This is a genomic window from Aeromicrobium sp. A1-2 (assembly GCF_003443875.1).
GTDB lineage: Bacteria > Actinomycetota > Actinomycetes > Propionibacteriales > Nocardioidaceae > Aeromicrobium.
Genome location: NZ_CP027482.1, coordinates 1,689,203 through 1,714,618 on the forward strand (window position 1 = coordinate 1,689,203; position 25,416 = coordinate 1,714,618).

Annotated in this window: 28 protein-coding genes; 9 read left to right on the forward strand and 19 right to left on the reverse strand. The window is 67.5% G+C overall.

Features of this window, described 5'->3' with window-relative positions:
• The first annotated feature begins 73 nt into the window (after positions 1-73).
• Positions 74-1,735, forward strand: a complete 1,662-nt coding sequence (locus tag C6I20_RS08175; protein WP_118395506.1) for an alkaline phosphatase — start codon at positions 74-76, stop codon at positions 1,733-1,735.
• Between the two features lie 18 nt (positions 1,736-1,753).
• On the opposite strand, the gene C6I20_RS08180 is transcribed toward C6I20_RS08175, so the two are convergent.
• Positions 1,754-1,945, reverse strand: coding sequence for a hypothetical protein (locus tag C6I20_RS08180; protein WP_162891033.1), 192 nt, complete (start codon positions 1,943-1,945; stop codon positions 1,754-1,756).
• Entirely contained in the window at positions 1,890-3,449 is a 1,560-nt protein-coding gene (locus C6I20_RS08185; RefSeq protein WP_118395508.1) for a penicillin-binding transpeptidase domain-containing protein, read from the reverse strand. Before C6I20_RS08185 ends, C6I20_RS08180 begins: the two co-directional genes overlap by 56 nt.
• A 291-nt stretch (positions 3,450-3,740) precedes the next feature.
• Between C6I20_RS08185 and C6I20_RS08190 the strand changes: the two genes are divergently transcribed.
• Positions 3,741-4,541 carry a cutinase family protein gene (locus tag C6I20_RS08190; protein WP_162891225.1) on the forward strand — a complete coding sequence of 267 codons (801 nt, stop codon included), beginning with the start codon at positions 3,741-3,743 and terminating at the stop codon, positions 4,539-4,541.
• Positions 4,542-4,621: 80 nt separating this feature from the next.
• On the opposite strand, the gene C6I20_RS08195 is transcribed toward C6I20_RS08190, so the two are convergent.
• The gene (locus C6I20_RS08195) at positions 4,622-5,020 is read right to left on the reverse strand and encodes a LysM domain-containing protein (RefSeq protein ID WP_118395510.1); all 399 of its coding nucleotides are present in this window, start codon (positions 5,018-5,020) and stop codon (positions 4,622-4,624) included.
• Between the two features lie 284 nt (positions 5,021-5,304).
• On the opposite strand from C6I20_RS08195, the gene C6I20_RS08200 reads away from it, so the two are divergent.
• A complete protein-coding gene (locus tag C6I20_RS08200; protein ID WP_162891226.1) occupies positions 5,305-6,300 on the forward strand; it encodes a YihY/virulence factor BrkB family protein in 996 nt (331 codons plus the stop codon).
• A 187-nt stretch (positions 6,301-6,487) separates the two neighbouring features.
• Here C6I20_RS08200 and C6I20_RS08205 read toward each other — a convergent pair whose 3' ends face one another.
• The gene (locus C6I20_RS08205) at positions 6,488-6,793 is read right to left on the reverse strand and encodes a hypothetical protein (protein ID WP_118395512.1); all 306 of its coding nucleotides are present in this window, start codon (positions 6,791-6,793) and stop codon (positions 6,488-6,490) included.
• The gene (locus C6I20_RS08210; protein WP_118395513.1) at positions 6,790-7,626 is read right to left on the reverse strand and encodes an SDR family oxidoreductase; all 837 of its coding nucleotides are present in this window, start codon (positions 7,624-7,626) and stop codon (positions 6,790-6,792) included. The genes C6I20_RS08205 and C6I20_RS08210 overlap by 4 nt, the downstream gene beginning before the upstream one ends.
• A gap of 83 nt (positions 7,627-7,709) precedes the next feature.
• Here C6I20_RS08210 and lexA point away from each other — a divergent pair, with 83 nt between their 5' ends.
• Positions 7,710-8,432, forward strand: a complete 723-nt coding sequence (lexA, locus tag C6I20_RS08215) for a transcriptional repressor LexA (protein ID WP_118395514.1) — start codon at positions 7,710-7,712, stop codon at positions 8,430-8,432.
• A gap of 9 nt (positions 8,433-8,441) precedes the next feature.
• On the opposite strand, the gene galE is transcribed toward lexA, so the two are convergent.
• From galE to miaA, 5 genes are all read right to left on the reverse strand, one after another.
• Positions 8,442-9,407 carry a UDP-glucose 4-epimerase GalE gene (gene galE, locus C6I20_RS08220; protein ID WP_118395515.1) on the reverse strand — a complete coding sequence of 322 codons (966 nt, stop codon included), beginning with the start codon at positions 9,405-9,407 and terminating at the stop codon, positions 8,442-8,444.
• Between the two features lie 63 nt (positions 9,408-9,470).
• On the reverse strand, positions 9,471-11,408 hold the full coding sequence (locus C6I20_RS08225; protein ID WP_118395516.1) for an ATP-dependent DNA helicase: 1,938 nt from the start codon (positions 11,406-11,408) through the stop codon (positions 9,471-9,473).
• Between the two features lie 77 nt (positions 11,409-11,485).
• On the reverse strand, positions 11,486-12,967 hold the full coding sequence (hflX, locus tag C6I20_RS08230; RefSeq protein WP_118395517.1) for a GTPase HflX: 1,482 nt from the start codon (positions 12,965-12,967) through the stop codon (positions 11,486-11,488).
• Positions 12,955-13,794: a diaminopimelate epimerase gene (gene dapF / locus C6I20_RS08235; protein WP_118395518.1), complete on the reverse strand. Its 840-nt coding sequence runs from the start codon at positions 13,792-13,794 to the stop codon at positions 12,955-12,957. Before dapF ends, hflX begins: the two co-directional genes overlap by 13 nt.
• 45 nt (positions 13,795-13,839) lie before the next feature.
• Positions 13,840-14,754: a tRNA (adenosine(37)-N6)-dimethylallyltransferase MiaA gene (miaA, locus tag C6I20_RS08240; protein ID WP_118395519.1), complete on the reverse strand. Its 915-nt coding sequence runs from the start codon at positions 14,752-14,754 to the stop codon at positions 13,840-13,842.
• Positions 14,755-14,828: 74 nt separating this feature from the next.
• On the opposite strand from miaA, the gene C6I20_RS08245 reads away from it, so the two are divergent.
• Positions 14,829-15,044, forward strand: a complete 216-nt coding sequence (locus C6I20_RS08245; protein WP_118395520.1) for an antitoxin — start codon at positions 14,829-14,831, stop codon at positions 15,042-15,044.
• Here C6I20_RS08245 and C6I20_RS08250 read toward each other — a convergent pair whose 3' ends face one another.
• Complete coding sequence (locus tag C6I20_RS08250) at positions 15,045-15,689, reverse strand: hypothetical protein (RefSeq protein WP_118395521.1); 645 nt, start codon at positions 15,687-15,689, stop codon at positions 15,045-15,047.
• Between the two features lie 36 nt (positions 15,690-15,725).
• Here C6I20_RS08250 and C6I20_RS08255 point away from each other — a divergent pair, with 36 nt between their 5' ends.
• Positions 15,726-16,319: a hypothetical protein gene (locus C6I20_RS08255; RefSeq protein ID WP_118395522.1), complete on the forward strand. Its 594-nt coding sequence runs from the start codon at positions 15,726-15,728 to the stop codon at positions 16,317-16,319.
• Here C6I20_RS08255 and C6I20_RS08260 read toward each other — a convergent pair.
• From C6I20_RS08260 to C6I20_RS08270, 3 genes are all read right to left on the reverse strand, one after another.
• Positions 16,292-16,873, reverse strand: a complete 582-nt coding sequence (locus C6I20_RS08260) for an HhH-GPD-type base excision DNA repair protein (protein WP_118395523.1) — start codon at positions 16,871-16,873, stop codon at positions 16,292-16,294. The two genes, C6I20_RS08255 and C6I20_RS08260, sit on opposite strands and share 28 nt — an antisense overlap.
• Positions 16,874-16,939: 66 nt before the next feature.
• On the reverse strand, positions 16,940-18,406 hold the full coding sequence (gene miaB / locus C6I20_RS08265) for a tRNA (N6-isopentenyl adenosine(37)-C2)-methylthiotransferase MiaB (protein ID WP_118395524.1): 1,467 nt from the start codon (positions 18,404-18,406) through the stop codon (positions 16,940-16,942).
• A 56-nt stretch (positions 18,407-18,462) separates the two neighbouring features.
• On the reverse strand, positions 18,463-19,284 hold the full coding sequence (locus tag C6I20_RS08270) for a type 1 glutamine amidotransferase domain-containing protein (RefSeq protein WP_118395525.1): 822 nt from the start codon (positions 19,282-19,284) through the stop codon (positions 18,463-18,465).
• A 160-nt stretch (positions 19,285-19,444) separates the two neighbouring features.
• On the opposite strand from C6I20_RS08270, the gene C6I20_RS08275 reads away from it, so the two are divergent.
• Positions 19,445-19,792 (forward strand): Lsr2 family protein, encoded by a 348-nt coding sequence (locus C6I20_RS08275; protein WP_118395526.1) that lies wholly within the window; start codon positions 19,445-19,447, stop codon positions 19,790-19,792.
• 96 nt (positions 19,793-19,888) lie between these two features.
• On the opposite strand, the gene C6I20_RS08280 is transcribed toward C6I20_RS08275, so the two are convergent.
• The 5 genes from C6I20_RS08280 to C6I20_RS08300 all read right to left on the reverse strand — a co-directional run bounded on the left by C6I20_RS08280 (position 19,889) and on the right by C6I20_RS08300 (position 23,568).
• Positions 19,889-20,437: a hypothetical protein gene (locus C6I20_RS08280; protein ID WP_118395527.1), complete on the reverse strand. Its 549-nt coding sequence runs from the start codon at positions 20,435-20,437 to the stop codon at positions 19,889-19,891.
• A gap of 103 nt (positions 20,438-20,540) precedes the next feature.
• On the reverse strand, positions 20,541-20,963 hold the full coding sequence (locus tag C6I20_RS08285) for an ACT domain-containing protein (protein ID WP_118395528.1): 423 nt from the start codon (positions 20,961-20,963) through the stop codon (positions 20,541-20,543).
• On the reverse strand, positions 20,960-21,823 hold the full coding sequence (locus C6I20_RS08290) for a cytochrome c biogenesis CcdA family protein (protein ID WP_118395529.1): 864 nt from the start codon (positions 21,821-21,823) through the stop codon (positions 20,960-20,962). The genes C6I20_RS08285 and C6I20_RS08290 overlap by 4 nt, the downstream gene beginning before the upstream one ends.
• A gap of 2 nt (positions 21,824-21,825) precedes the next feature.
• On the reverse strand, positions 21,826-22,389 hold the full coding sequence (locus C6I20_RS08295) for a redoxin domain-containing protein (RefSeq protein ID WP_118395530.1): 564 nt from the start codon (positions 22,387-22,389) through the stop codon (positions 21,826-21,828).
• Positions 22,390-22,509: 120 nt separating this feature from the next.
• Positions 22,510-23,568, reverse strand: a complete 1,059-nt coding sequence (locus C6I20_RS08300; protein WP_118395531.1) for a lipase — start codon at positions 23,566-23,568, stop codon at positions 22,510-22,512.
• A 196-nt stretch (positions 23,569-23,764) separates the two neighbouring features.
• Between C6I20_RS08300 and C6I20_RS08305 the strand changes: the two genes are divergently transcribed.
• Both C6I20_RS08305 and C6I20_RS08310 read left to right on the forward strand, forming a co-directional pair.
• Positions 23,765-24,493, forward strand: coding sequence for an amino acid ABC transporter ATP-binding protein (locus tag C6I20_RS08305; RefSeq protein ID WP_162891408.1), 729 nt, complete (start codon positions 23,765-23,767; stop codon positions 24,491-24,493).
• Positions 24,494-24,505: 12 nt separating this feature from the next.
• Positions 24,506-25,381 (forward strand): glutamate ABC transporter substrate-binding protein, encoded by an 876-nt coding sequence (locus C6I20_RS08310; RefSeq protein WP_118395533.1) that lies wholly within the window; start codon positions 24,506-24,508, stop codon positions 25,379-25,381.
• The last annotated feature ends 35 nt before the right edge of the window (positions 25,382-25,416 follow it).

The following is a 25,416-nucleotide window of genomic DNA, read 5'->3' on the forward strand; positions in this document are numbered from 1 at the left end:
GTGCCGGGTCACCGGAGCCAATCGTTCATCCGGCGTTTCATAACCTCGGGGCATCGCGCGACGTTGGACGGTCGTGACCCAGACCTCCCGTCGTACCTTCATCGCCTCCGGCACCGCTGTCGCTGCCGGAGCCGTCGCCGCCGGCCTCCCGCTGCTGCCCGCCGAGGCCGCCACGAGCACGTACTTCCGGCACGGCGTCGCCTCGGGCGATCCGCTCCCCGGCAGCGTCATCCTCTGGACCCGAGTCACGCCCACCAGTAGCGCGGCACCCGGCTCCGGCAAGGGTGCCAAGGCCGCCGTGGTGTGGCAGGTCGCGACGGACGCGACGTTCCGCCGGATCGTGCGACACGGGACGTTCACGACCTCCGCCGCCCGCGACCACACCGTCAAGATCGACGTCACGGGCCTCACGGCTGCAACGACGTACTTCTACCGGTTCTCGTACAAAGGCAGATTCTCCCCCGTCGGGCGCACTCGCACGGCGCCCGCGGTCGGCGCCGACGTCCAGCGCATGCGGCTCGGCATCGTGTCCTGCGCCAACCTGCAGGCCGGCTGGTTCAGCAGCTATCGGCACCTCGCCGCCCGAGACGACCTCGACGCGATCCTCCACCTCGGCGACTACCTGTACGAGTACGGGCCCGGCGAGTTCGGCTACGGCAACAAGAACGTCGACATCCGGCCGCACGTCCCTGCCCACGAGACCGTGACGCTGCGCGACTATCGGCAGCGCCACGCCCAGTACAAGCAGGACAAGGATCTCGCAGCGCTGCACGCACGGCATCCCTTCATCAACACGTGGGACGACCACGAGACCGCGAACGACACGTGGACCGAGGGTGCCGAGAACCACGACGAGACCGAGGGAGACTTCCCCGTGCGCCGGGCGGCCTCGCTCAAGGCCTACGACGAGTGGATGCCGATCCGTCTCGGTGGCACCGCTGATCTCGGCGACGCCACGACGATCTTCCGCAAGTTCCGCTTCGGCCGACTCATCGAGCTGTCCCTGCTGGACCTACGCAGCTATCGCAATGCCCCCGGTGAGGAGTTCAGCCTCGAGATCGGGGTGACCGGCGACCCCCGGCGGGTCATCGCCGGTGATGCCCAGCTCGGCTGGCTCAAGAACAACCTCTCGACCTCCCCCGCGACCTGGAATCTGGTCGGGAACCCCGTCATGATCACACCGGTGCTCGTGCCGCCGTTGCCAAACCTGGTCAGCGACGCGATCGGCGGCTTCGCCGGGATCCTGCCAACCGAGGGCGTGCCCTACAACACCGACCAATGGGACGGCTACGCCGTCGAGCGCAAGAAGCTGACCGACCACATCAGGGACAACCGGATCAAGAATGTCGTCTTCCTCACCGGCGACATTCACTCCGGCTGGGCCTGCGACATCCCCGTCGACAAGGGGCTGTATCCACTGGGTGGCTCGATCGCGACCGAGCTGGTCACGTCGTCGGTCACCAGCAACAACCTCGATGACATCGTCGGCGCGCCATCCAGGTCGGCCTCGATCGTCGTGGAGACTGCATTCCAGGTGCTCAACCGGTACATCAAGTACGTCAACCTCGACGACCACGGGTATTCGGTGCTCGACGTGACACCTGCTCGGGTGCAGATCGACTACTTCGTGATCAGTGACCGGGCGGACCCGCGTGCCACGTCGGCGCGGACCCGGTCGTACGTCGTCGCGTCCGGCACCCAGCGGGTCGAGCCGAGCGCCACCGGCATCGTCTGAGGTGTCGGGACACCCCCGTCAGGACGCGTCGTGGAGGAATTTCTCCAGCAGTGGTCCGGCGGTCTGTGACCCCGAGTCCCCATCGGCGACGAACACGGCAACCGCAAGATCGTCCTGCGTGGCGATCATCCAGGCGTGGGTGCGCTGCGGCGGCTCAGCCGCCTCCTCTCCCGCCCGCCCCGGGGAGTCGGCCAGCATCGTGGGCGTCACGCTTGATCCTTTGCTGACAGATGCTGCGACGACAGCCACCGCAAGCGGCGAGGCCTCGATGCGGCCCTGGCCGATCATCGAGGCGGCCCGCGCGGAGTCCGAGTGCGGCGGCCGCGCCCGCGAGCCCGTCCTGCGGCGCCTTGTCGCGCATCGCGATCATCGCGGTGTTGCACGAGTTGGCGATCGCCGTGCGGAGCGGGATATCGCCAATCGCGCGACTCGGGTAGTCCGAGTAGTTCGTGAACCGGCGACCGTCGACCGTGATCGTGCTGGTGCACGGCACGACAGACGACCGCTTGAGGCCCGATCGCAGGAACGCCAGCGCTGTGACCAGCTTGAAGGTCGAACCCGGGGCGTAGTGTCCCGCTGCGGCCGTGTCGGCACCCTCGCCTCCGGGGCCACTGGCGAGCGCCACGATCTGGCCGGACGAGGGCCTAATCGCAACGATCGCGCTCGCCGGGCCGACGTCCGCGAGGATCTTGTCAGCGGCCCCCTGCAGGTCGACGTCGATCGTCGTACGCAATGGCTTGCCCGCCTGGGCCTTGCTCGTGAACATCTCGGTGGGCTCCGCGCCCTCCTCGAACGACACCGCCTCGACGGCGATGCCAGGCGCTCCCCTCAGCTGGCTGTCGTGGCGCAGCTGGAGGCCCGACAGGCCAACCTGGTCCCCTGCCTGCACCGTCCCCTTGGATTTCGCGATGATCTCCGCGGTTGCCTCCCCGACGCTGCCCAGCAACGGCCGACCGAACTCCCGACTGGGCGCCAGCGGAACCTCGGCCCCGAGCTGAACTGCGCCCGGGATCGCTCCGAGCTCCGCGTCGCTGAGGGCGTCGCCGGAGTCGGCCCGCACGACCAGCCCCACGACGAAGGCTTGGGCGCCGGCGCCCTTGACACTCGTGACGTACTGGCCCGCGTCGATGTCGAGGCGCTTGGCCAGCGTCCTGGCCGAACTGACGGCTTCGGCAGCTTTGACAAGGGACTTGTCGATGCCGATTCGCTTGACCGGCCGCTCGATCACGAGCCCCTCGTCTTCCGCGCCGAGGATGTCGCCACGGTCGGCCGACGAAGTGCGAAGCCTCAGTCGATTGTCGGCGGTGAGGCCAAGAGCGACGATCGCCGGCACCCACTTCACCGCCCACACGCCTTCGGCGTACGACAACGTCGCAGGGGTCGAATAGCTCCAGTCGTCACCCTTGAACGCCCAGGTGGTCTGCAGCGTCGCGGTCGCTCTGTCGCCATCCTGCTCGATCTCGCCGACAGTGACCTTCGCCCTGGCGCCACCCATGCCTTCGACGATCCGTTTGAAGTCCGCCTGGGACACGCGGCCACCCTGGGCAGTGACCACCTGGGAGAGATCCTGCGTGGTCAGCCCCTCGGCCAGGATCTCAGCGGCGTTACGGGGATCGGCTCGGCCGGACGAACAGGCTGTCAGCAGCGCCCCGGTCACGATCGCGGCGCACGCCGCGGCAAAGGTGCGACGACGTGTCACAGAGACCGAGCTCATGTCGACTCTCCCCGAGAAGGTGTCAGCCTGTTCCTACAGGCCAGTGGCGAAGTGAAACAGGTGACGTTTGCGCGTGTCAACGACGACGAACACCACGGCCGTGTCGAGACGGAGGCCACCGGATCGAACCCACCCAACGAGCCCCGTCAGACCCAGTGGCCCCAACTACGGTTTTCGTCGGGAACTTCAATCATTTTCTCGGGATGACTACCCATTGACACGCCTGCTTGCCAGCCAATAGCCTTCGCTCACTTTATGCGGTTTCGACGACACACACTCCCAGGAGCCACCGTGCGCCAACCTGTCCGACTCATGACGATCTTCGCCGTCATCGCCACCACACTGGCACTACCTGTCCCGGCCGACGCGGCTCTCAAGAGCACCACCAGCAAATGCTCGAGCCTTGTCATCATCGGGGCCAGGGGGTCCGGACAGTCCATGTCATCCGGATCGATCAGCGGATTCGGGCCGGAGGTCACCGGTTCAGTCAAGAACATGGTGTCCCGCATCAAGCGGACCGGTACGTACCGCTACGTCGGCGTGAGCTACCCGGCAATTCCCGTGGACCGCAACTGGACCACATCCAAATACTTCGCCAGCGTCGGGAAGGGCGCCAAGTTCACGATGGACACGGTCAAGAGCATCGGCAAGTCGTGCTCGAGCACCAAGTTCGCCTTGATCGGCTACAGCCAGGGTGCCTCGGTCATGCGGTGGGCCATCCGAGACCTGCCCTCGACCCTCCAGGCCCGAGTTCTGCTGGTCGGCATGATTGCCGACCCCGAGCGACGCGGATTCAACACCTCCCCGTCGGACATCGGCTTCGTCGAGAACTACGACTCCGGCACGCTCTATGGGAGCGGCTTGCTCGGCGCAGGCCCGAAGATGCCCTCCGGAAGGTCGCGCGCAGTCGTCCAGTTCTGCCACAAGAACGACAACGTGTGCAATCGCCCGGGCAACAGTGGTGTAGCCGTCGGCGACTGGGGCAAAGTCGACACCAAGACCCACGGGTCCTTCTACAAGACCAGCTCGACGTACCCGAAGACGGGACTGATGCTCTACGTCCCGCTCGCGAACTACGGCGGATTCCGTTAGCAGAGTGTCATCAACGATGACGTCCGCGGCGCGTCTTCCCCAAGCTGCGCCGCGGACGTCGTGATGATGCGTCGGTGTGCCTACTGGTAGACCGGCACCGCGATCTCCGAACCCATCTGCAGTGCTGATGCGTTCGGAAGGGAGTTGAGCCGGACGATCTGGTCGACGGTCTGGCGGATGTCCCCATTGGGGTTGGCCTCGGCGGCGATCTCCCACAGCGTGTGGCCGGGCAGCACCCGGACCGTCGTGGTCTCCGGCGCGGGCCCGGCCGCGTCGCCGGCGACCGACGATGAGCCGAACATCACGACGGCCATCGCGACGGCTGCGACGGCTGCAGACAGGACGACGGCCTTGCCGCGGCGAGTCAGCCGGAGGTGGGACGCCGTGCGGGCATCAGGGACGGCGCGCAGGTGGCGGACCGGGCGGGTGTTGGCGTGCGGAGAGAGATGATCGGTGTGGCCGAATGCGATGCTGCTCATGAGTGCCTCCGTGGGGGAAGTGAGACGGTGATCCTGACGTGTGGTGTGCCGATCAAACGCTGCTCTCGATGTCATTCGAATGGTGCGAACAGGCGTTCGATCGAACACATGTACGACAATAGGGGCCGCCTCTGACAAAAGGAAGGACCTTTCGAACACAATTTCGACTGGCGGTCCTCAACTGCTGCAATGGCGGGCTCGAATTGCCGACGGAAATGTTGCATGTCACATCGTCGGCAGGTCCTGGGGAGGCGATGAACCGGCGAGACGGCTACGTTCGACACATGGCTTCCACGCGTTCGAACGTCCTCACGGCCTGGAAGCAGGCCTCCGCTCAGCAGGCGCCGCTGCTGGCTGCCGGTGTCGCGTTCTACGCGTTCCTGTCGCTCTTCCCAGCTTTGATCGCCGGCGTCCTCGCCTATGGTCTGGTCGCATCTCCCGAGACTGTGCAGCGACAGTCCACCCAGATCGCCGACGCGCTCCCCGCCGATGCCGCCTCGCTGGTCACCGGCCAGCTCGACTCGCTGACCTCGACACCCAGCGACTCGCTCGGAATCGGACTGGCCATCGCGATCCTGCTGGCGATCTACAGCGCCTCCGGCGGCGTCGGCAACCTGGTGACGGCGGTCAACTCGATGTTCGGCCTGGCCGAGACCCGCAACTTCATCAAGCGCAAGCTGCTCGCCCTGGGGCTCACGGCCGGCGCGATCATCTTCCTCGTCGTGGTCATCGGGCTCGTCGCGGCAGCGCCCGCGGTCTTCGACGCCATCGACATCGTCCCGGGCCTTCGAGCCGGACTGGAGGCCGCGCGCTGGATCCTGCTGATCGGCTCGGTCATCCTGGCGATCGGGGTCCTGTTCCGCCTCGCCCCCAACCGCACCAGCACGTCCGGGCTGATGACCAAGGGTGTCGTAGTGGCCAGCACCCTGTGGGTCCTGGTGTCGGTCGGCTTCTCGCTGTATGTGGACAACTTCGGCAGCTATGGCAAGACGTACGGTGCGCTGGCCGGTGTCGTGGTGCTGCTCCTGTGGCTCTGGATCGGCATCTACGCGATCCTGCTCGGCGCCTGCATCGAGGCGGTCCGCGAGAAGGTCGTGACCCCCGAGACCGTCGACGAGGACAAGGAGATCGCCGAGTGGCGCACGGCCGAGGCCGATTCCGAGGAGGAGCTCGTGCCGGTCACCGTCGTCGACGAGCCTGATCCGGCCGAGTCCAACGATGAGAAGTCCCGACGCCGTCTGCGCCTGCCATTCGGCAGGAAGCGCGCCGCTCGCCGCTGAGTGAGAAGTGCCGGGAGATTGAGGGACCAGCGTCGCACTGCGGGCCTGCAGGCCCCCACCTCACGCGCTCCCAGGAGAACCCATGGCCGGCTTCATCCCCAAAGATCCCGCGCAGCAGCACCCTGACGGCCGCCGGCGCGACCCTCGACGAGATTCACGCTCTCGTGACGCAGCTGGCCTCCGCCGACTAGAACAAGCGGCCCACGACGAACGCGAGGACTCCCACCACCACGACGAGTGCGATGACGCCGCTGACCAGGGCGACGTTCGGCCCCCGAGAGCCCGGTAGGGTGCGCTCGCCGAGGTCGACCTCGAAGTCGGGCAGCAGCAGCTGGAGATCGACGTCAGCGGCATCGGACTTGCCGGACGCCGCCAGCAGCGCGCGGGCGGCGGCCTCGACGCCGGACAGCTCGAGTGCCGAGGTGGTGCCGACGTCGCGGACCTCGATCGACCACCCGTCCGCGGCGCGGGTGCCCACGACCAGATAGCTCATCGCGCACCGGCCTTCTTGAGTCGGCGCGCTCCGAGGCGGCGCATCATCGGATCCGCGTACATGAATCCGGCGGGCGACAGTGTCCCGATCCGGCCGAGCACACCACGCCAGGCCGGGAGCGTCCGGTAGACGCGTCGGGTGCCGAACATGTCGACGAGCTCGCGTGCCACGTGGGCGGGAGTCAGCATGACTCCCGCGGCCAAGGCTTCGCGCGCTCCACCGTCGACGTCGAATCCGTCGACCATCGCGGTGTCGGTGCCATCGGGACACACCGCGTGCACCCCAATCTTGTCACCGCGCAGTTCGGCGGCCACGGAGGTTGCCAGCGAAAGCACGGCAGCCTTGGTCGCTGCGTAGACGCTCAGGCCCGGGACCGGTGCGTGCGAGCTGAGCGACGCGAGGATGCCGATCTCGCCACCCTTGACGCCACCCACGGCCTGTCCGCGGAACGTGTCGGCCGCGGCGCGTACGCCCCACATGACGCCCAGCACGTTGACGTCGACCATCGTGCGAACCTGGCTGATCGACAGTGCGGTCAGCTCGCCGTCGATGCCGACACCGGCATTGCAGACCCACGCCCCCAGTGGTGCGATCTCGCAGGCGCGGGCTGCAACGTCGCGGTTGGCCTCAGGGTCCGTGACATCGAGCACGAGACCCAGCGCTGCGCCGATCTCGAGGGCGGTCTGCTCGGCCGCAGCGCCGTCGACATCGGTCACGACGACGTCGTACCCGCGGCCCATGAGCTCGACGGCGATGGCCCTACCTATCCCCCGTCCGGCTCCGGTCACGACGGCTGATCTGGGACTTCCGGGCTTCACGAGGGGCTTCGACACTGCACCAACCTAGATGCGCCGCCCGCGACACGCCATCGAACATATGTTTGAACTGGGGGCGTGTTCGGGGTTAGTCTTCGATCATGAGTGATGACCGCAACGCCGAAGTCACCGAGCTCCCGGACGGGCCGGCCGACTCGACCGGGCTGACCGCCCGCCAGCGCAAGGTGCTGGAGTTCCTGCGCGACGAGATCGAGACCCGAGGCTACCCGCCCAGCATGCGTGAGATCGGCGCAGCCGTCGGTCTGACCAGCACGTCTTCGGTCGCGCACCAGCTGCGCGCGCTCGAGGCACTCGGCTACGTCAAGCGCGATCCCAACCGGCCGCGGGCGCTGGAGATCTTCCTGCCGGACGTCATGGCCGCTCGCCGCTCGATGAGCAGCTCACCCGAGAGCACCTTCGACGAGACCGGCATCGGCGATGCCATGCCGATCGCAACCAATGTGCCGCTGGTCGGTCGCATAGCGGCCGGTGGTCCGATCCTGGCCGAGGAGCGGGTCGAGGAGATCTTCCCGCTGCCCAAGTCGCTCGTGGGCGACGGCACCCTGTTCCTGCTCGAGGTCTCCGGCGACTCGATGATCGACGCAGCGATCTGCAGCGGCGACTATGTCGTGATCCGCCAGCAGCCCGACGCCGAGAACGGCGAGATCGTCGCAGCGATGCTCGACGGCGAGGCGACGGTCAAGACGCTGCAGCGCAAGGACGGCCAGGTCTGGCTGCTTCCGCACAATGCCGACTACTCCCCCATCGACGGCACCCACGCCACGATCCTCGGCAAGGTCACCGCGGTCCTGCGCCGCGTCTGACCCTGTTCGTCACGCGGTGGGACGAGTACGGGCGTCCCACGCACTACGGACCATCTCGATCAGCGAGTGGCGCATCTGCCAGTCGAGGTCGCGCGCCGCGATCTCCCCGGACGCCACGATCCGCGCGGGGTCACCCGGCCGACGGTCGCCAACCTCAGGCTCGAACGGGATGCCGCTCGCCTGGGCCACCGCGTCCATGATCTCGCGCACCGACACACCGTCGCCGCTGCCGAGGTTGTAGACCGGCTCGAGCCCGACGCCCGCGAGCAGCTTCTTCGCCGCCACGACGTGCGCCTCGGCCAGATCGGCCACATGGATGTAGTCGCGCTCACAGGTGCCGTCCGGTGTCGGGTAGTCAGTGCCGTTGATGCGCGGCGTCCGCCCCTCCACCAGCGCCTCGATGACCAGTGGGAACAAGTTGTGCGGGCTGGTGTCGTAGAGCTCAGGCACCGCCGAGCCGACGACGTTGAAGTAGCGCAGCGATGTGTGATGCAACGGGAAGGCACGCGCCGCGTCTCGCAGCAGCCACTCGCCGATCAGCTTGCTCTCGCCATACGGTGACTCAGGCGCGGTCGGCGTCGCCTCAGTGACGATGTCGACGTCGGGCGTGCCGTAGACCGCCGCGCTCGAGGAGAACACGATCTTGTCGACGTCGGACTCGTGCATCGCCTGCAACAGGCTCACGGTGCCCTGCACGTTCTGCTCGTACGTGTGCAGGGGACGCTGCACCGACACCCCGGCGTACTTGAACCCCGCGAGGTGGACGACGGCCTCGATCTCGCGCTCGACCATGACCTTGGCCATCAAGGTGCTGTCGAGGATCGTCGTGTCGACGAAATCGACCTCCGCCGGGACGAACTCGCGGTGCCCGCTCGAGAGGTCGTCGACCACGACACACTCGAGCCCGGCCATGCTCAGTGCCCGCACGACGTGCGAACCGATGTATCCGGCACCGCCGGTGACGAGGACGCTCATTTCACCAGCGTGCCAGCAAGGCGGCCGGCCTGTGAAGCGAGGGTCTGCCGGGGTCGCCGAGCCTCACGCGTCAGCACGAGCGGCCTCGTCAAGGCGGCGTAGTGCGGCGAGGGCGATCTCACGATCGGTCGTCCGCCACATGTCCGGAAGGGAGGCGGCCAGGAACGAGCCGTATCGGGCCGTCACGATGCGGGGATCGAGGATCGCGACAACACCCTTGTCGGTCGCGCGCCGGATCAGCCGCCCCGTGCCCTGCGCCAGCAGCAGTGCCGCGTGACTGGCGGCGACGCTCATGAACCCGTTGCCGCCACGCTTCTCGACCAACCGTTGGCGGGCGCTCATCAGCGGGTCGTCAGGGCGGGGGAACGGGATCCGATCGATGATGACCAGCTGACAGGTGTCGCCCGGCAGGTCGACGCCCTGCCACAGGCTCAGCGTGCCGAACAGGCACGTGCTCGGCGTCTCGGCGAAGCGTCTGGCGAGCTCGGGCAGCTGGGCGTCGCCTTGGCACCAGATGTCGATGTCGGGCAGTCGTTCGCGCACCTCTTCGGCCGCCTTCTCCGCGGCCCGACGCGACGAGAACAGGCCGAGAGTGCGGCCGCCGGCTGCCTCGACCAGTGAGGTGATCTCGGCGAGCTGTGCCTCCTCCAACCCGTCGCGGCCCGGCAGCGGCAGGCCCTTGGCGACGTAGAGCATGCCCTGCTTGCGATAGTCGAATGGCGATCCGACGTCGAGTGAGCTCCACGTGTCGGCCCCCGGCTCGAGTCCCAACGAACGGGCCACGGGGTCGAAGCCGCCGCCGAGTTGGAGGGTCGCGCTGGTCAGCACCACGGTCTTGCCGCCGAAGAGCTTGTCGCGCAGGCTTGCCGAGACGTCGATCGGCGCAATGTGCAGCTGCTTGTTGCCGCGGTTGTCGCTCATCCAGAGCACTTCGGTCTCGCCCTTGGCAGCCATCCGTTCGGCGATCTTGCGGACGTCGTCGACCATGCCCCGCGCCTGCTGGCGGGCCGCATCGGGCTCGCCCTTTTCTTTGTCCTTGGGGAACGCCGACAGGCACGCGCGAGCGGTGTCCCGGACGAAGGCCAGCACCTCGCGCAGCGGCTGAGGCGGATCGTCGATGCGGCCCTCCTCGGTGCGGGCCAGCACGTCGGCGAGCGCGTCGGAAGCATCAGTGAGGTCGTCGGCCTCGCGCCCGTCAACCTGCCCACGGGCACGGCGCGCTGCGCGCTCGACCACGACAGGGTCCAGCTCGTCGGTCGATGCCTGGGTCACCCGCGCGGCCAGCTCGTGCGCCTCGTCGACGATGACCGCGTCGTACTCCGGGAGCATCGGCACGCCGTCGATCGCGTCGATCGCCAGCAGCGCGTGGTTCGTCACGACTACCTGGGCGGTCTGCGCATCCTCCCGGGCCAGCTCGGCGAAGCACTCCTTGGCATGGGCGCAGCGCGAGGCACCGAGGCATTCCCGGTGGTTGACGCTGACCTGGCGCCAGGCCCGTTCGGTGTGCGACGGGGCGGAGTCGCGGTCGGCGATCTGGCGAGACACGGACTGTTCCTCGGCCCACTCACGCAGCTCGAGGACCTCGGCTCCCAGCGAGCCCTCGGGCACGTCGACCAACGTGCCCTGGTCGTCCGGGGCGCCCTCGCGCACGCGGTGCAGGCAGGCGTAGTTGCCACGCCCCTTGACCACGGCGTGATGCGGCACCACGTCGAGGGTCGCCTTCGCGGCGTCCTTGAGCGCGGGAATGTCGCGCTCGACGAGCTGATGCTGCAGGTTGAGCGTCGCCGTGGCGACCACGACCCGCTTGCCGTGCAGCAGGCTCGGCACGAGATAGCCGAGCGACTTGCCGGTGCCTGTGCCGGCCTGGACCAGCAGGTGCTGACCGCTCTCGAGGGCGTGCTGGACGGCCTCGGCCATCTGAATCTGGCCCGGGCGGTCCTCTCCCCCGACGGCCTCCACGGCGGCATGCAGGACTGCGCGGACGTCAGGCTCGGAAGGCATGGCGCAAGGCTAGTCGCGGCACGGCTGGTCTCCCGACGTGCGTCCACAACCCACCCGGCGCCGAGCGACGGACCACGTCAGACGGCGTAGGGCTCGAGCTCGCTGGCGAGCTGACCGTGGACCCGCGCAACCACGTGGGTGCCGTCGGACTCGTGGTCGAGCGACTCGATCTCGCCCTGCGTGTGGATCTGGTTGAGCAGGTCTCCGCGGGCGTACGGCAGCACGACGTCGACCAGGCTCGCGGGCTGCGGCAGGTCGGCCTCGATCGCGCTGAGCAGCTCGTCGATGCCCTCGCCGGTGCGGGCGCTGACCACGACGGCATGCGGCTCGCGGGCCAGCAGGGACTTCAGCACCAGCGGATCGGCGGCATCGGCCTTGTTGATGACGATGATCTCGGGCACGTCGAGCGCGTCGACGTCGGCCAGCACGGCACGGACGGCTGCGATCTGGCCCTCGGGGTCGGGATGAGACCCGTCGACGACGTGCAGGATCAGGTCGGACTCGGCGATCTCCTCCAGCGTGGAGCGGAACGCCTCGACGAGCTGGTGCGGAAGGTTGCGGACCAGCCCCACGGTGTCGGACATCGTGTAGACCCGGCCGTCCGAGGTCTGGGTGCGGCGCGTGGTCGGGTCGAGGGTCGCGAACAGCGCGTCCTCGACCAGGACACCTGCGTCGGTCAGCCGGTTGAGCAGGCTGGACTTGCCGGCGTTGGTGTAGCCCGCGATCGACACCGACGGGATGTCGTGGCGCCGCCGGTTGGCCTTCTTGGTCCCCCGAGCTTTGCCGAGGTCCTTGAGCTCGCGACGAAGCTTGGTCATCTTCATCTGGATGCGACGGCGATCCGTCTCGAGCTTGGTCTCGCCGGGTCCACGACCACCGATCCCCTCGCCGCCGGCGGCCTGTCCACCGGCCTGGCGGGACAGGTTGCCGCCCCAGCCGCGTAGGCGTTGCGTCTGGTATTGCAGCTGGGCGAGCTCGACCTGCGCCTTGCCCTCCTTGGACTTGGCGTGCTGGGCAAAGATGTCCAGGATCAGCGCGGTGCGGTCGACGACCTTGACCTTGCAGCGGTCTTCGAGGTTGCGCAGCTGGCTGGGTGCAAGCGCTCCGTCACAGATGATCGTGTCGGCGCCGGTCGCCTCGACCGCGGCGCGGAGGTCCTCGACCTTGCCGCTCCCGATGTAGGTCGCGGGATCGGGCTTCTGACGCCGCTGGATCAGCGCATCGAGGACCTCGGAGCCTGCGGTCTCGGCGAGCAGCTTGAGCTCGGCCATCGAGTTGTCGGCATCCTCGGCGGTGCCCTCGGTCCACACACCGACCAGGACGACCCGCTCGAGCCGTAGCTTGCGGTACTCGACCTCGGTGATGTCCTCGAGCTCGGTCCGAAGACTCGCGACGCGTCTGAGCGAGTTGCGCTCTTCCAGTTCGAGGCCCTCGGTGTTGCCGTGGCCGGTGTCCGTCGGGTCCGTGCCCGCGTCCGTCGAGCCGGTCGAAGCATCCTCGTTCATCGGGTCTGTTCCCGCGTCTGTCGAGCCGGTCGAAGCGTCTGTCATGCGATCCATTCCATGTCGCCACGTGCGACGATCTCGGCGGGGCCAGTCAGGATGAGGTGGTCGTCGGCGCGCCAGGTCACGTGGACCGTGCCGCCGGGTACGTCGACTCGATAGGTGGTGGGGCGGATCGCCCCGTCGGCGACGGCCGCGGCAACCGCAACGGCGCACGCGCCAGTGCCGCAGGAACGGGTCTCCCCGGATCCACGCTCGTGGACCCGCATCGAGACGTGCTCGGCGGCTTCGCGGACGACGAACTCGATGTTGACGCCGTCCGGATAGACGGTGTGGTCGAAGTCCGGCTGGGTCAACAGCGTGCCGGCATCGCTGAGGCGTTCGACGAAGGCGATGGCGTGCGGGTTGCCGGTGCGTACGTCCTGGGCTTCCCAGGTGCGACCGTCGGCGCCGACCTTGGACACGCCCCGTACCTCGGGGGTGCCCATGTCGACCGAGATCGCGTCACCCAGCGCCGCTCCTTGCGCACGTGGAATCGTGATCGTCTTGTCACCGTCGCGGGTGCCGATCACGATAGGGCCGGACGCGTCGGCAAGCCCCTCCTGCACGAGGTGCAGTGCGAAGACCCGGATGCCGTTGCCGCACATCTCGCTGACCGATCCATCCGCGTTGCGGTAGTCCATGAACCACTCGCCGTCGGACTGCCGGCCGAGCGCGGCCGAGCGGATGACACGCATGATGCCGTCGGCGCCGATGCCCCGGCGTCGGTGGCACACAGCCGCCACGAAGCTATCGTCCAGATCGCCGTGGATCGTGCCGTCATGGTCCGGGAGCAGCACGAAATCGTTCTCGGTGCCGTGTCCCTTGAGCCATGCAAATGCCATACCCACGAGTCTACCGGTGGCGTCCTTGCTCACCGGTAGACGAGCTCACGGAGCAGAGATGAGCTCGAGGGCCGATCCCACCAGGTCTGCGGAGTCGTACGGCAACCAGTGGATGCGTGGGTCCTTGCGAAACAGCCGGTCCTGCCGGCGGGCGAACTTGCGCGTGCCCACGACTGTCGCGGTCCGGGCCTCGTCCTCGGTCGTCTCGTCGCGCAGAAAGGCCAGGATCTGCTGGTACCCCAGCGCCCGGCTCGCCGTCAGTCCGTCCTCGAGGCCGTCCTCTCGCAGTGCACCCACCTCCTGCACGAATCCGTCGGCCCACATCTGGTCGACGCGCGCGGCAAGACGTCCGTCGAGCACGTCCCGTGGCACGTCCAGCCCGAGCATCACCAGGCTGTCGAAGACCGACTCGTGGGCCGGCATCGTCGCGGTGAACGGTCTGCCCGTGAGCTCGATGACCTCCAGGGCGCGAACGATGCGCCGATCGTTGGTCGGCAGGATCTGCGCCGCCGCGGCGGGGTCGCGGTCGGCCAATTCGGTGTGCAGGGCCGCGGGCCCGCGAGCAGCCAGCTCGGCGGCCCACCGGGCACGGACCACCGGATCCGTGCCCGGGAACTCGAGCCGATCCAGGATCGCCCGGACGTACAGCGCCGATCCGCCGACAACGATCGGCGTGACACCGCGGGCCAGGCAGTCCGCGATCGCCGCTCGTGCCCAGGTCTGGAACTCCGCGACGCTTGCCGTCTCGGTCACCCCGAGCACGTCGAACAGGTGATGGCGGATGCCCCCGCGTTCAGCTTCGGACGGCTTGGCGGTGCCGATGTCCATGCCGCGATAAAGCTGCATCGAGTCGGCGTTCACGATCTCGGCACCGATGCGTTGAGCCAGTGCGACCGCGAGCGAGGACTTCCCCGACGCGGTGGGACCGACCACGGTCACGATGCGATCGGTCACAGACACGCCGAAATTCTCGCAGTAGTGTGTTGAGCGAATGGGGGGCGGCTGCCTCCACACCTGCTATCTAGGAGCGAGACATGGGTTTCCTCGACAAGCTCAAGAAGAAGGCACCCGAGCTCAAGGACAAGGCTGCCGACCTCGCCGCGAGCCAGAACGACAAGATCGACAGCGGCATCGACAAGGCCGCCGATGCGATCAACAAGGCCACCAAGGGCAAGTTCGACGACAAGATCGACGGAGCGGCCGACAAGGCCAAGGACGGCATCGACAAGCTCGCCGATGATGACAAGTAGCTAGCGAAGCACCCAGTCGGCCACCCAGTAGCCGACGCCGAAGGGCGCCACGTCGACGCGCAGACGCGCGATGATGTTGGCGCCCTCGGTCATCTCCCCCAACGTCCTTAGTGCCGGCACACCCGCGGCCCACAGCTCGGCGCCCAGGTCGAGATCGAGCGCGAGCAGAGCCGAGGAGTCGCCCGTGCCCAGCGCCGTCGCGATCACCGCGTCATGTGTCTCGGCCCGGTTGTCGAGGAAGCCCGGCGCCGATGTCGACCGCTTTGCGCTGCCGTCGGCCATCACGAGCAGCGCGACCCGATCGCTCACGGCAGGCGTACCCGTCGAGTACGTCCGTGGCCCCTCCCACCCTGCGCGATCCAGCAGCCACGCCCCAACCGCGAGACTCAACGGGAGGTCGGTTCCGGGTCCACCGACGTGAAGGTCCACGCCGTACGCCGCGAAGGTGCCACCGGCCGTCTCGTCGCGATCGGCACCCGAGCCACCCGCGCCCAGCACGACGACACGGTCGGGTCGCGTATCGATCAGGGCTGCTACGGCCTCATCGCAGGCCTGTCGCACCTCGGTCAGCTCACCTGACGCGCCTGCCGCAACCTCGGGAATGATCATCGGCGGGTGGGGGCACACGGCTGCGGCAAGGATCACGGGTCAGAGGCTACCGGGGCGTGACACGATGGAGCGGTGTTCGAGTCTCGGGGGCTGCCCGACTACCCACCGCCACGCAATGCGTGGGAGTACCCGCCGCCACCGATCTCGCGCCGCTGGAAGTGGGTCGCGATCCTCGCCGGCCTCGCGGGGCTGGCCGGCGGCTCCTCACTGCTGGTCACCGCGATCGTTCTGGGCACCTCCGGAGCGCCGGGGATCATCGACGACGAGGACCTCATCCGGGTCATCGAGCGCGAGTGCCGGACCATGACCGAGTCGGTCGAGTCGACGCGACTGATCGGATCGCTCCCCCAGCAGGCGCGAGCGATCCAGCAGCAGAACCGCGCGGTCAGCCGCATGGTGTCCGCGATCGAACGCGGACGTGCGCAAGCCATCCGCGAGGACCGCCCGACCGAGCAGTGGCTGGCCGACTGGCGGGCGATCGTCGAGGCTCGCAACCGTTTCGTCCTCGAACTGGTCGAGAACGGAGCGGCGTCGTTCGACATGCCACTCGATCCCGACGGCGTCCCGGTCAACGTACGCATGGAGGACGCGTGGCTGGCGGAGTCGTCGTGCGACGTGCCGAGCGTGCTGGTCAGTCCCTATCCGGACGATTCTTCTGACGTCTGACGCGCGGCAGCCTTTTTTTCCTGCTTGAATGCTCGCACCTTGGCCAGCGACTCGGCGTCCACCACGTCGGCCACCGACCGATAGCCCTTGCGCCCGTAGTCGCCTACGACCGTCGTCCAGCCGGCCGGCTTCACCCCGAGCTGCTTGGCCACCAGGGCCGTGAAGATCTTGGCCTTCTGCTCGCCGAATCCGGGCAGTGCCCGCAGCCGCGTCATCAACTCCTTGCCGGTCCGGGCCTCGGACCAGATACGTGACGCGTCGCCGTCGTAGTCATCGACGACGACCCGGGCCAGAGCCTGCATGCGGCCGGCCATCGATCGGCCATAGCGGTGGACCGCCGGTGGCGTCGCGCACAGGTCGGCGAACGCCTCCGGCTCGGTATCGGCGATCGCGGCCGGATCGAGCGTGCCGAACCGGTCGAGCACCTTCGCAGGCCCGGCGAAGGCCCGTTCCATCGGAAACTGCTGGTCGAGCATCATGCCGATCAGCAGGGCGAACGGATCAGCGTTCAACACCTCGTCGGCGTGCGGGTCCTGAGCGATCTGGATGGCCATGTGGCCATCTTGCCACTCGGCTCCGGCCCGTCCCCACGACCAGTCCAGGCCGGTCGGAAGGCGTGTTCAGACTGCGCACGTCGGGGCGGGCGGAAGCGGTGCCGGGGCGCCCAGCGATGGCATCCCGAGGCCTACCGAACGGACCTCGGTGCGGCCCTCGCGCGCGGCCCAGGCGTCGCCCGATGTCGTACGACGGACGCTGATCGGATCGTCGTCGCTGACCAGGTGGTGGGGTGCGGCGTACGTGATGCGGACCTCGACCATGTCGCCCGGGCGGACCTCGTGGTCCCCCGGCGCGAAGTGCACGAGGCGGTTGTCGCGGGCCCGGCCGGTCAGGCGGTGCGTCGCTCCGTCCTTCTTGCCTTCGTGATCGGCGACCAGCAGCTCGATGACCCGGCCCTCCTGCTTCTTCGCCTCGGTCCACGCAACCTCGTTGACCACCTCGATCAGCCGGTCGTAGCGCTCCTGCACAACTTCCTTGGGCACCTGGTCGGGCAGGTCGGCAGCGGGCGTTCCGGGTCGTTTGGAGTACTGGAAGGTGTAGGCGCCGGTGAAACGCGCCCTGCGAACCACGTCGATCGTGTCGAGGAAGTCCTCCTCGGTCTCGCCGGGGAAGCCCACAATGATGTCGGTCGTGATCGCGGCGTCGGGCATGGCCTCGCGGACGCGGTCGATGATGCCAAGGAACTTGCTCTGCCGGTATGACCGGCGCATCGCCTTGAGGACGCGGTCCGAGCCTGACTGCAGCGGCATGTGCAGCTGCGGCATGACGTTGGGCGTCTCGGCCATCGCGACGATGACGTCGTCGGTGAAGTCCTTGGGGTGCGGGCTCGTGAAACGTACGCGTTCCAGTCCGTCGATCTCGCCGCAGGCACGCAGCAGCTTGGCGAAGGCCTGCTTGTCACCGAACTCGACCCCGTACGCGTTGACGTTCTGCCCCAGCAGCGTCACCTCGACGACACCGTCGTCGACGAGCGCCTGGATCTCGGCGAGGATGTCGCCCGCCCGTCGGTCCTTCTCCTTGCCGCGCAGCGCCGGGACGATGCAGAACGTGCAGGTGTTGTTACAACCCACGCTGATCGAGACCCACGCCGCGAACACCGAGTCGCGCTTGGTCGGCAGGGTGGACGGGAAGACCTCGAGCGACTCGAGGATCTCGACCTGCGACTCCTCCGCGATGCGGGCCCGCTCCAACAACACCGGCAGCGAGCCGATGTTGTGAGTGCCGAAGACAACGTCGACGTACGGCGCTTTCTTGGTGATGGTGTCGCGGTCCTTCTGTGCCAGGCAGCCGCCCACGGCGATCTGCATGCCGGGGTTCTTGGCCTTGACGCTCGCGATGTGCCCGAGGTTGCCGTAGAGCTTGTTGTCGGCGTTCTCCCGGACGGCACACGTGTTGAACACGACCAGGTCAGGCGTGGTGCCGTCCGCGGCCGGGACGTAGCCATCGGTCTCGAGCAGACCGCCCAGCCGTTCGGAGTCGTGGACGTTCATCTGGCAGCCGTAGGTGCGCACTTCATAGGTCTTGGTCATGACCCGTCAATGGTACGTCGAGGTTCACCCGTGAAGATTCGCGTACGGAACTGCCCTCAGACCTGCCGTGGGGTCCGGCCCGCCTCTCGGATGCTGATCAACAGCGTCAGCGCACGATCGGCTGCCTCAGTCCCACCCTTCTGGTTCTGGGCAGTCACGATGCGATGCTCCTCGTCGACCACGACGTGGTCGTTGAACAGCTCGACGAGACGGGAGCTGTTGTTGCGGTAGTCGGCCCCGGCCTTGCGCAGCTCCGTCTCGGGATGCTTGGGAGTGCGTTTGATCCGCAGCTGGCTGACCTGGCGGTTGGTGACCGACGTCATCTTGACGCCTTCGACCAGCGGCCTCCCGTCCGGCTTGACGGCACCGATGAACCCGAGAGGGCCGTGGCAGACCCCGCCGAGAACCTTTTCGGCCGCGTAGGCCTGGGACAGCTTCTCGCTGAGGATGTCCGACTGGGCCAGGTCGTAGGACGCACCCCACCCCCCGGCCAGGAAGATCACGTCGTAGTCGTGGAAGTCCAGATCCGCGATCGCCAGGGACTCTTGGGCCTTGGTCTGGAACGACGGGTCCTTGAGGAAGCGCTCGTCGTCCGCCGTGCGCACGACCGGTCGCAGCGAGAGCGCCTCGATGGGGATCGCCCCACCCTTGACGCTGGCGACGTCGACATCCATGCCCGCATCGAGGAAGACGTAGTACGGCTCCGTCATCTCCGAGGCGTAGACGCCGGTGCCGCGACCACGCTTGACCACCTCGCCGGTGGCCGGGTCGATCGCGTCGAGAGTCCCGTGACTGGTCGTGATCACCAGAGCCCGAGAACCCGTGAGATCGATGTCGGTCCTGGCTCGGTACGTCGACTTGCTGGGCAGCGTGGCCATGTCGGGCCTTTCTGGATGGGGTACGTACGGGGGCGATCACGACTCGCGGAGTTCCCAAAGGACTATTAGCCCACCGGCGTATCCGCCGGACGATAGCCTTGGCTGCACAAAATGGTGCGACTGAGTCCACCAGTAGCAACGGCTAACGTGAGGAAACGTCATGGCACGAAGGGTCCAGATCATCGAGAAGGCAGAGATCTTCGACGACTTCGACGGCGCGCTGCTCGACCCGGAGACCCGTAGCCAGCGCTACCAGCTGAACGGCAAGACGTACGACCTCTACCTGTCCGCAGCCAGCAAGGCCACGGTGGACGCGTTCATCGCCGATCTGGTCGACGGCGCCGAAGAGGTCAAGGGCCAGCGTCAGGCCCGGGCCACCAAGGGGACATCACTGGGTGTCGATGAGAAGAAGCGTCGCGTCGAGGCGTACAACACGGCGAACCCCGACAACACCTACACCCGCTACACCGCTCACGTCCAAAGCTGGTGGGCTGCCAACGGCCGGTAGGTTCCCGCCGTCGCTCGGCACGCAAAGTGCGCGATCCTGCACCGTCCTGAGCTGCTGAAACGGGCAGGATCGCACAATTTGTGAAGCAAACCAGGCCTAGCCCAGCAGCCGCTTGGCAAAGCCCCGGTTGACCTCCGAAGCGCGCTGCTGCTCACCCGCGAACGCACTGACCACGACGAGTGCTCCGGTGACCGCCGGGAGAGCCCACTGGAGCATCTGCAGCTGGCGCTGGGCGTCGGCCACCTCAGGCGGTGTGCCGAACGTCGGCTCGGTGCCGGACTTCACGGCCACCTTGTCGTGCGCGGAGACCTTCTGCCCGAGCACCCGGCTGTACGCCGTCACGCCCAGCGCTGCAGCGGTCAGGGCAGTCTTGGCCACTGCCATCGACGTGACGCCCTTCTGACCTGCGAGACGAGACTTGTTGCCCTGAATCTGGCCCAGGCTGCCGACGAGGTGCGCGCCGATCGCTGCGGCGTTCATCGGGGTCCAGCGGTCCCACCCGGCATTCGCCACCGCGCCGACGTCCTCGGGGCTGGACGCCTGGGCGGCGGCGGGGTTGAGAGCGACGGCATTGGCGAGAGTGCCACCGAACCAGGCCGACAGGCCGAGATCGTGGAGCGAGCGGGAGACGGTGTTGCGGGCCACGGGAATCCTCCAGTTGGTTGTCACCGGGAGCGGTCTCCCGACGTCATGGACACTGGATACCCGTTCGGCCGAGCCGACAAACCTCCCCGCGTGCAGCCTCCGGCTACGAGTCGCCCTGCACTGCCGCACGACTCGTGGAGGAGAGGCTCTCCAGGGCGACGACGGCCCGGTCGGCGTCATCCTCGGGCACGAACAAGTGATCGTGGAAGGCCGCGGCCACCACGTTGCAGCTGATGTCGACTTCGGTCAACGCACGGCTGACGGCAGCGGTCAGCCCGACCGCGTCGAGCGCGCTGTGCACCGTCAGCGTGATCCACGCAGCGACGAACTCGTACGTCAGGCCGAGCGCGTCGGCCCGTTCCGCCTGGAGGATCAGTGTGACTCCCTCGTCCTCGACGAAAGACATGACAGGTCCGTCGATCGTGGCTGCAACCTCGGCGTCGACGCTGACGAACACGTACCGGCCGGCCCGGAGCTCAGGAGTCATCTCAGCGAGAAGCTGAGACAGGTCGGTGATGGCGTTCATGGCGTCGGTGCCTCCGATCGGGCCGCCGTCCGCCGGCGCAGCAGGCCCCTCGCGACCACCACGAGCATAAGCGCCCCCCCGGTCAGCCAGATCCAGGTGTCCAGCTCGTCGACGAACCGCGTCACCTTGGCCTGGATCGTCGCGAACCCGTCGACGATCGGGTCCGAGCCGGTCGCCCCAGCGAAGTTCTCCCGCAGCTCGATGACCCCGTAGTAGGCGACGTAGACGCCCATCAGCACCACGACGACGCCGCCGATGCGGCCGATGACCGGCATCAACGAACGGAACCGGCCGACAGCCTCGGTGCTGGCCAGCGCCGCAGATACCGCCAGCACCCCGACGAGCACCGTCATGCCCGCCGCGTAGGCGACGTACGCCAGCACACCACCCGCGATCGAGTCGCTCCGGAACGTCGAGAACGTCACAGCAAGGAACGGCCCGATCGTGCACGACAACGAGGCGACGGCGTAGGCGATGCCGTAGCCGAACATCGACCCCAGCGCCTCGGACGGCGACGAGGAGACCTTCGGGATCAGGAAGCGGATCTCCCGGCCCGCGACCATCGCGAGCCCCATGATCGCCAGGACGACGCCGATCACGACGGTGGCGTACGGAAGGTACTTCTGCACCGAGAGGCTGATCGGCGCGACGACCAGGGCGAACACGCCGAACACCAGCAGGAAGCCGACCGCCATGACGGCCGTCGCGGTGAGGGCACGCAACAGCGCGGCCGAACGGGAGCGTTCGTGCCCGCCGACGACCACCAGCGCAAGATAGCCCGGCAGCATCGCGAATCCGCACGGGTTCAGGGCCGCGACTAGTCCTGCGGCGAAGGCCAGCGAGACGATCGACCAGTCCATGGTCAGCCGGCGATCTTGGCGATTCTCGAGTCGAGCTCGGACGCTGAGAGCGCACCCGCGACGACATCGACGTCACCATCGGCGGAGATGAACGCGTACGACGGCTGCGACGTGACCCCGAACCGCGCCCACACGGCGGCCTTGGTGTCGGCGAGGTTCGGGAAGTCCAGGTCGAACTCCTCGACGAACCCCTTCATGGGCTCCACGTCGTCCAATGCGGCAACGCCCAGGAAGCTGACGCCCGAGGACTTCGCAGCGTCACGTACGCGGGGGGCCTCGCCCTTGCAGATGTGGCACCACGGCGCCCAGAACCACACGACGGCCGGCTTGCCGGCGAGGCTCGCACCCTCGAACGTCGCGCCGGCGGTCGTCTTCGACGTGAACTGCAGCTGCTTGGGCACGCTCACGGCTTCGGCCTCGCCCTGCGGTGCGTCCGACGACGCGGCAGCGGTCGGAGCGGTCGATGTGGAGGTAGTTGCCGAGGACGACGTCGTCTCGCCCGAGCCGCACGCGGCCAAGGTGAGCATCGCGGCGGCGGCGAGGCCGATGATCGTGGATCTTCTCATGTGACTGGTCCTGGACCTGGGGGACGTGGACTCCCGACGCTACCGTCCTGAGCCTGATCCCCACGGTCCGAAGGCGTGACGAGGTGGTGACGTCACCCTCAACAGCCGCGACAGCCGGGCTCAGCAGCCCTTGGCGCTGGTGTAGCAGCGCAGCTTCGGCTCGGCTGACGCCTGCTCGACACCGACCAGGTTGACGAATGGCAGCGGCACGCTGGCCAGGCCCGGCGCCCCGGACAGGACCTGCAGCACGTTCTGCAGGTTCAGCGGGTCGACGCCCGGGTGGTACAGCTGCAGGCACACCGATCGATTGATCCGCGAGACCTTGGCGGGCCCCTTGTGGTCGAGCGCATCCATCGCCAGCGCGTACGCCGTCGGGTCGATCGTGCCGACAGTCAGGTGCTCGTAGACGTCGAGTGGGCAGACGTCCTGCGTCGCGACGTTGGTGATTGCCCCCTGGCCCGTGTGCAGCGCCGAGGATGCCGTCGCGTTGGTGTCGCTCGGAGTCACGACCTCGTCGGTGCGGGTGTAGATCTGTGTGTAGGAGATGCCCTTGAAGGTCTCGGCACGACTGTTCAATGCGGCGATGAACTTCGCCGTGGCCTGCTGCTGCCAGACCGCCGGCAGGCAGGTCGTGACTCCCTCGATACAGGTCGGCAAGCCGGCCGTGCCGTGGTTGGAGCCCGCCATGCCGATCACGTCGTCGACCATGGCGCGGGTGTCTGGCCAGAAGCGCAGCGCCCATCGCATCGACATACCGCCCTGGCTGTGACCCATGATCGCAATGTCCCTCGTCGACATCGCCCGCATCGTGCGGATCGCGTAGACGAGGTACTCCCCCGAGACCTGGATGTCGCCCAGCGTGTGCGCCGGCATGTCGATCGCACACCACGGGCGTTGCTGCGCCGTGAATGCCCGCTCGTAGTTCCACGAGTAGTTCTCGCGGACCGTCACGCCTGTCGCCGGGTTGAGCAGGATCGGCTGGAGCGTGGACGTCTTGAAGTTGCCGCTGCACTGGAGCGCGGCCTTGAGGGTCGCGGCCTTGACGGTCAGTCGTGGACCTGGGCGGTCGACCGGGGCGTACGGAGATGCGGTCGCGGCAGAGGCCGGGACGGCACTCATCACCGACGCGGCAACGAACGCAGTGGTGCACAACAGAGTGGAAAGGACGGAACGGCGCATGGATGACTCCCTCATCGGTCGGGTGGACCAACGAGCCGGTGTGACCCACGTTACGTCTGCAATCGCGGGCCAGACGCTCGATCGAGAGCATCAGCCGTCAGGATGCGCCTGCCCAACTACTCCAATTCGTCATGCAACCAGTCCCATGAACCACGAAATTCGGGCTAGGTTGAAGCGCATGGCAGACCAGACACCGATGGTTTCGATGCACGGCGTCCAGAAGTGGTTCGGGCAGCTGCACGTACTCCAGGACATCGAGCTCACCGTCGCCCCGGGCGAAGTCGTCGTCGTGATCGGTCCATCCGGGTCCGGCAAGTCGACTCTGTGCCGGGCGATCAACCGGCTCGAGACGATCGACGAGGGAACGATCCAGATCGATGGAAAGACGCTTCCCGAGGAGGGCAAGGGTCTGGCCCAGCTCCGAGCCGACGTCGGCATGGTCTTCCAGTCGTTCAACCTGTTCGCGCACAAGTCGGTCCTCGAGAACGTGACCCTCGGCCCGATGAAGGTCCGCGGCGTCAAGAAGGCCGATGCCGAGACGCGGGGGCACGAGCTGCTCGAACGTGTCGGCATCGACAGCCAGGCCGACAAATATCCGGCTCAGCTCTCCGGCGGGCAGCAGCAGCGGGTCGCCATCGCCCGCGCGCTCGCGATGGAGCCCAAGGTCATGCTCTTCGACGAGCCCACCTCGGCGCTCGATCCGGAGATGATCAAAGAAGTCCTCGACACCATGGTCGACCTCGCCAAGGGCGGCATGACGATGATCGTCGTGACGCACGAGATGGGGTTCGCCCGCACGGCTGCCGACCGGGTGCTGTTCATGGCCGACGGCCAGATCATCGAGGAAAACACCCCCGAAGAGTTCTTCACCAACCCCACGTCGGATCGAGCCAAGGACTTCCTCGGCAAGATCCTGAAGCACTAGAGAGGGAACGATATGAAACGCGTACAATTTGCCGTCCTCGCAGCTACCGCTGCCCTGATCCTGGGAGCCTGCGGAAGCGCCGGCGATGACGAGAACCCGGTCGACACCAAGGTCGACGACAACGCCGCGAGCCAGTTCGAGGACGGCACCGCGATGAAGGCGATCGCCGAGTCGGGCAAGGTCCGCATCGGCGTCAAGTTCGACCAGCCCGGCCTCGGATTCAAGAGCGCCGGCGACGACCAGCCCGCCGGCTTCGACGTCGAGATGGCCAAGATCGTTGCGGCCAAGCTGGGCATCTCGGCCGACAAGGTCGAGTGGGTCGAGACCATCTCGGACAACCGCGAGCCGTTCCTGCAGAAGGGCACGGTCGACTTCGTCTTCGCGTCCTACTCGATCACCGATGACCGTCGCAAGGTCGTCGGACAGGCCGGACCGTACTTCCTGACCGGCCAGCAGTTGCTGGTCAAGAAGGGCAGCGACATCAAGGGCGTCGATGACATCAAGGGCAAGGAAGTCTGCTCGGTCACCGGTTCGACCTCGCTCAAGCAGGTCGAGGAGAAGGGCGCCAAGGCGCGCGGCTTCGAGACGTACTCGCAGTGCCGCGACCAGGTGCTCGACGGTGGCGTCGACTCGATGACCACGGACGGCTCGATCCTGCTCGGCTACGCCGCCCTCAACCCCGACGAGCTCGAAGTCGTCGGAGAGCCGTTCTCCGAGGAGCGCATCGGCATGGGCTACAGCCAGGACAAGCCTGAGCTGTGCCAGTTCCTGACCGACACGATCCAGGAAGCCATGGACAACGGCGACTGGGCCAAGGCCTTCGAGGGCACCCTCGGCAAGTCCGGTGCGGAGACGCCCACACCGCCGACGATGGACGCCTGCGCCTGATCCCTGCCCGAGCCGGGACCGCCTCACGGCGGTCC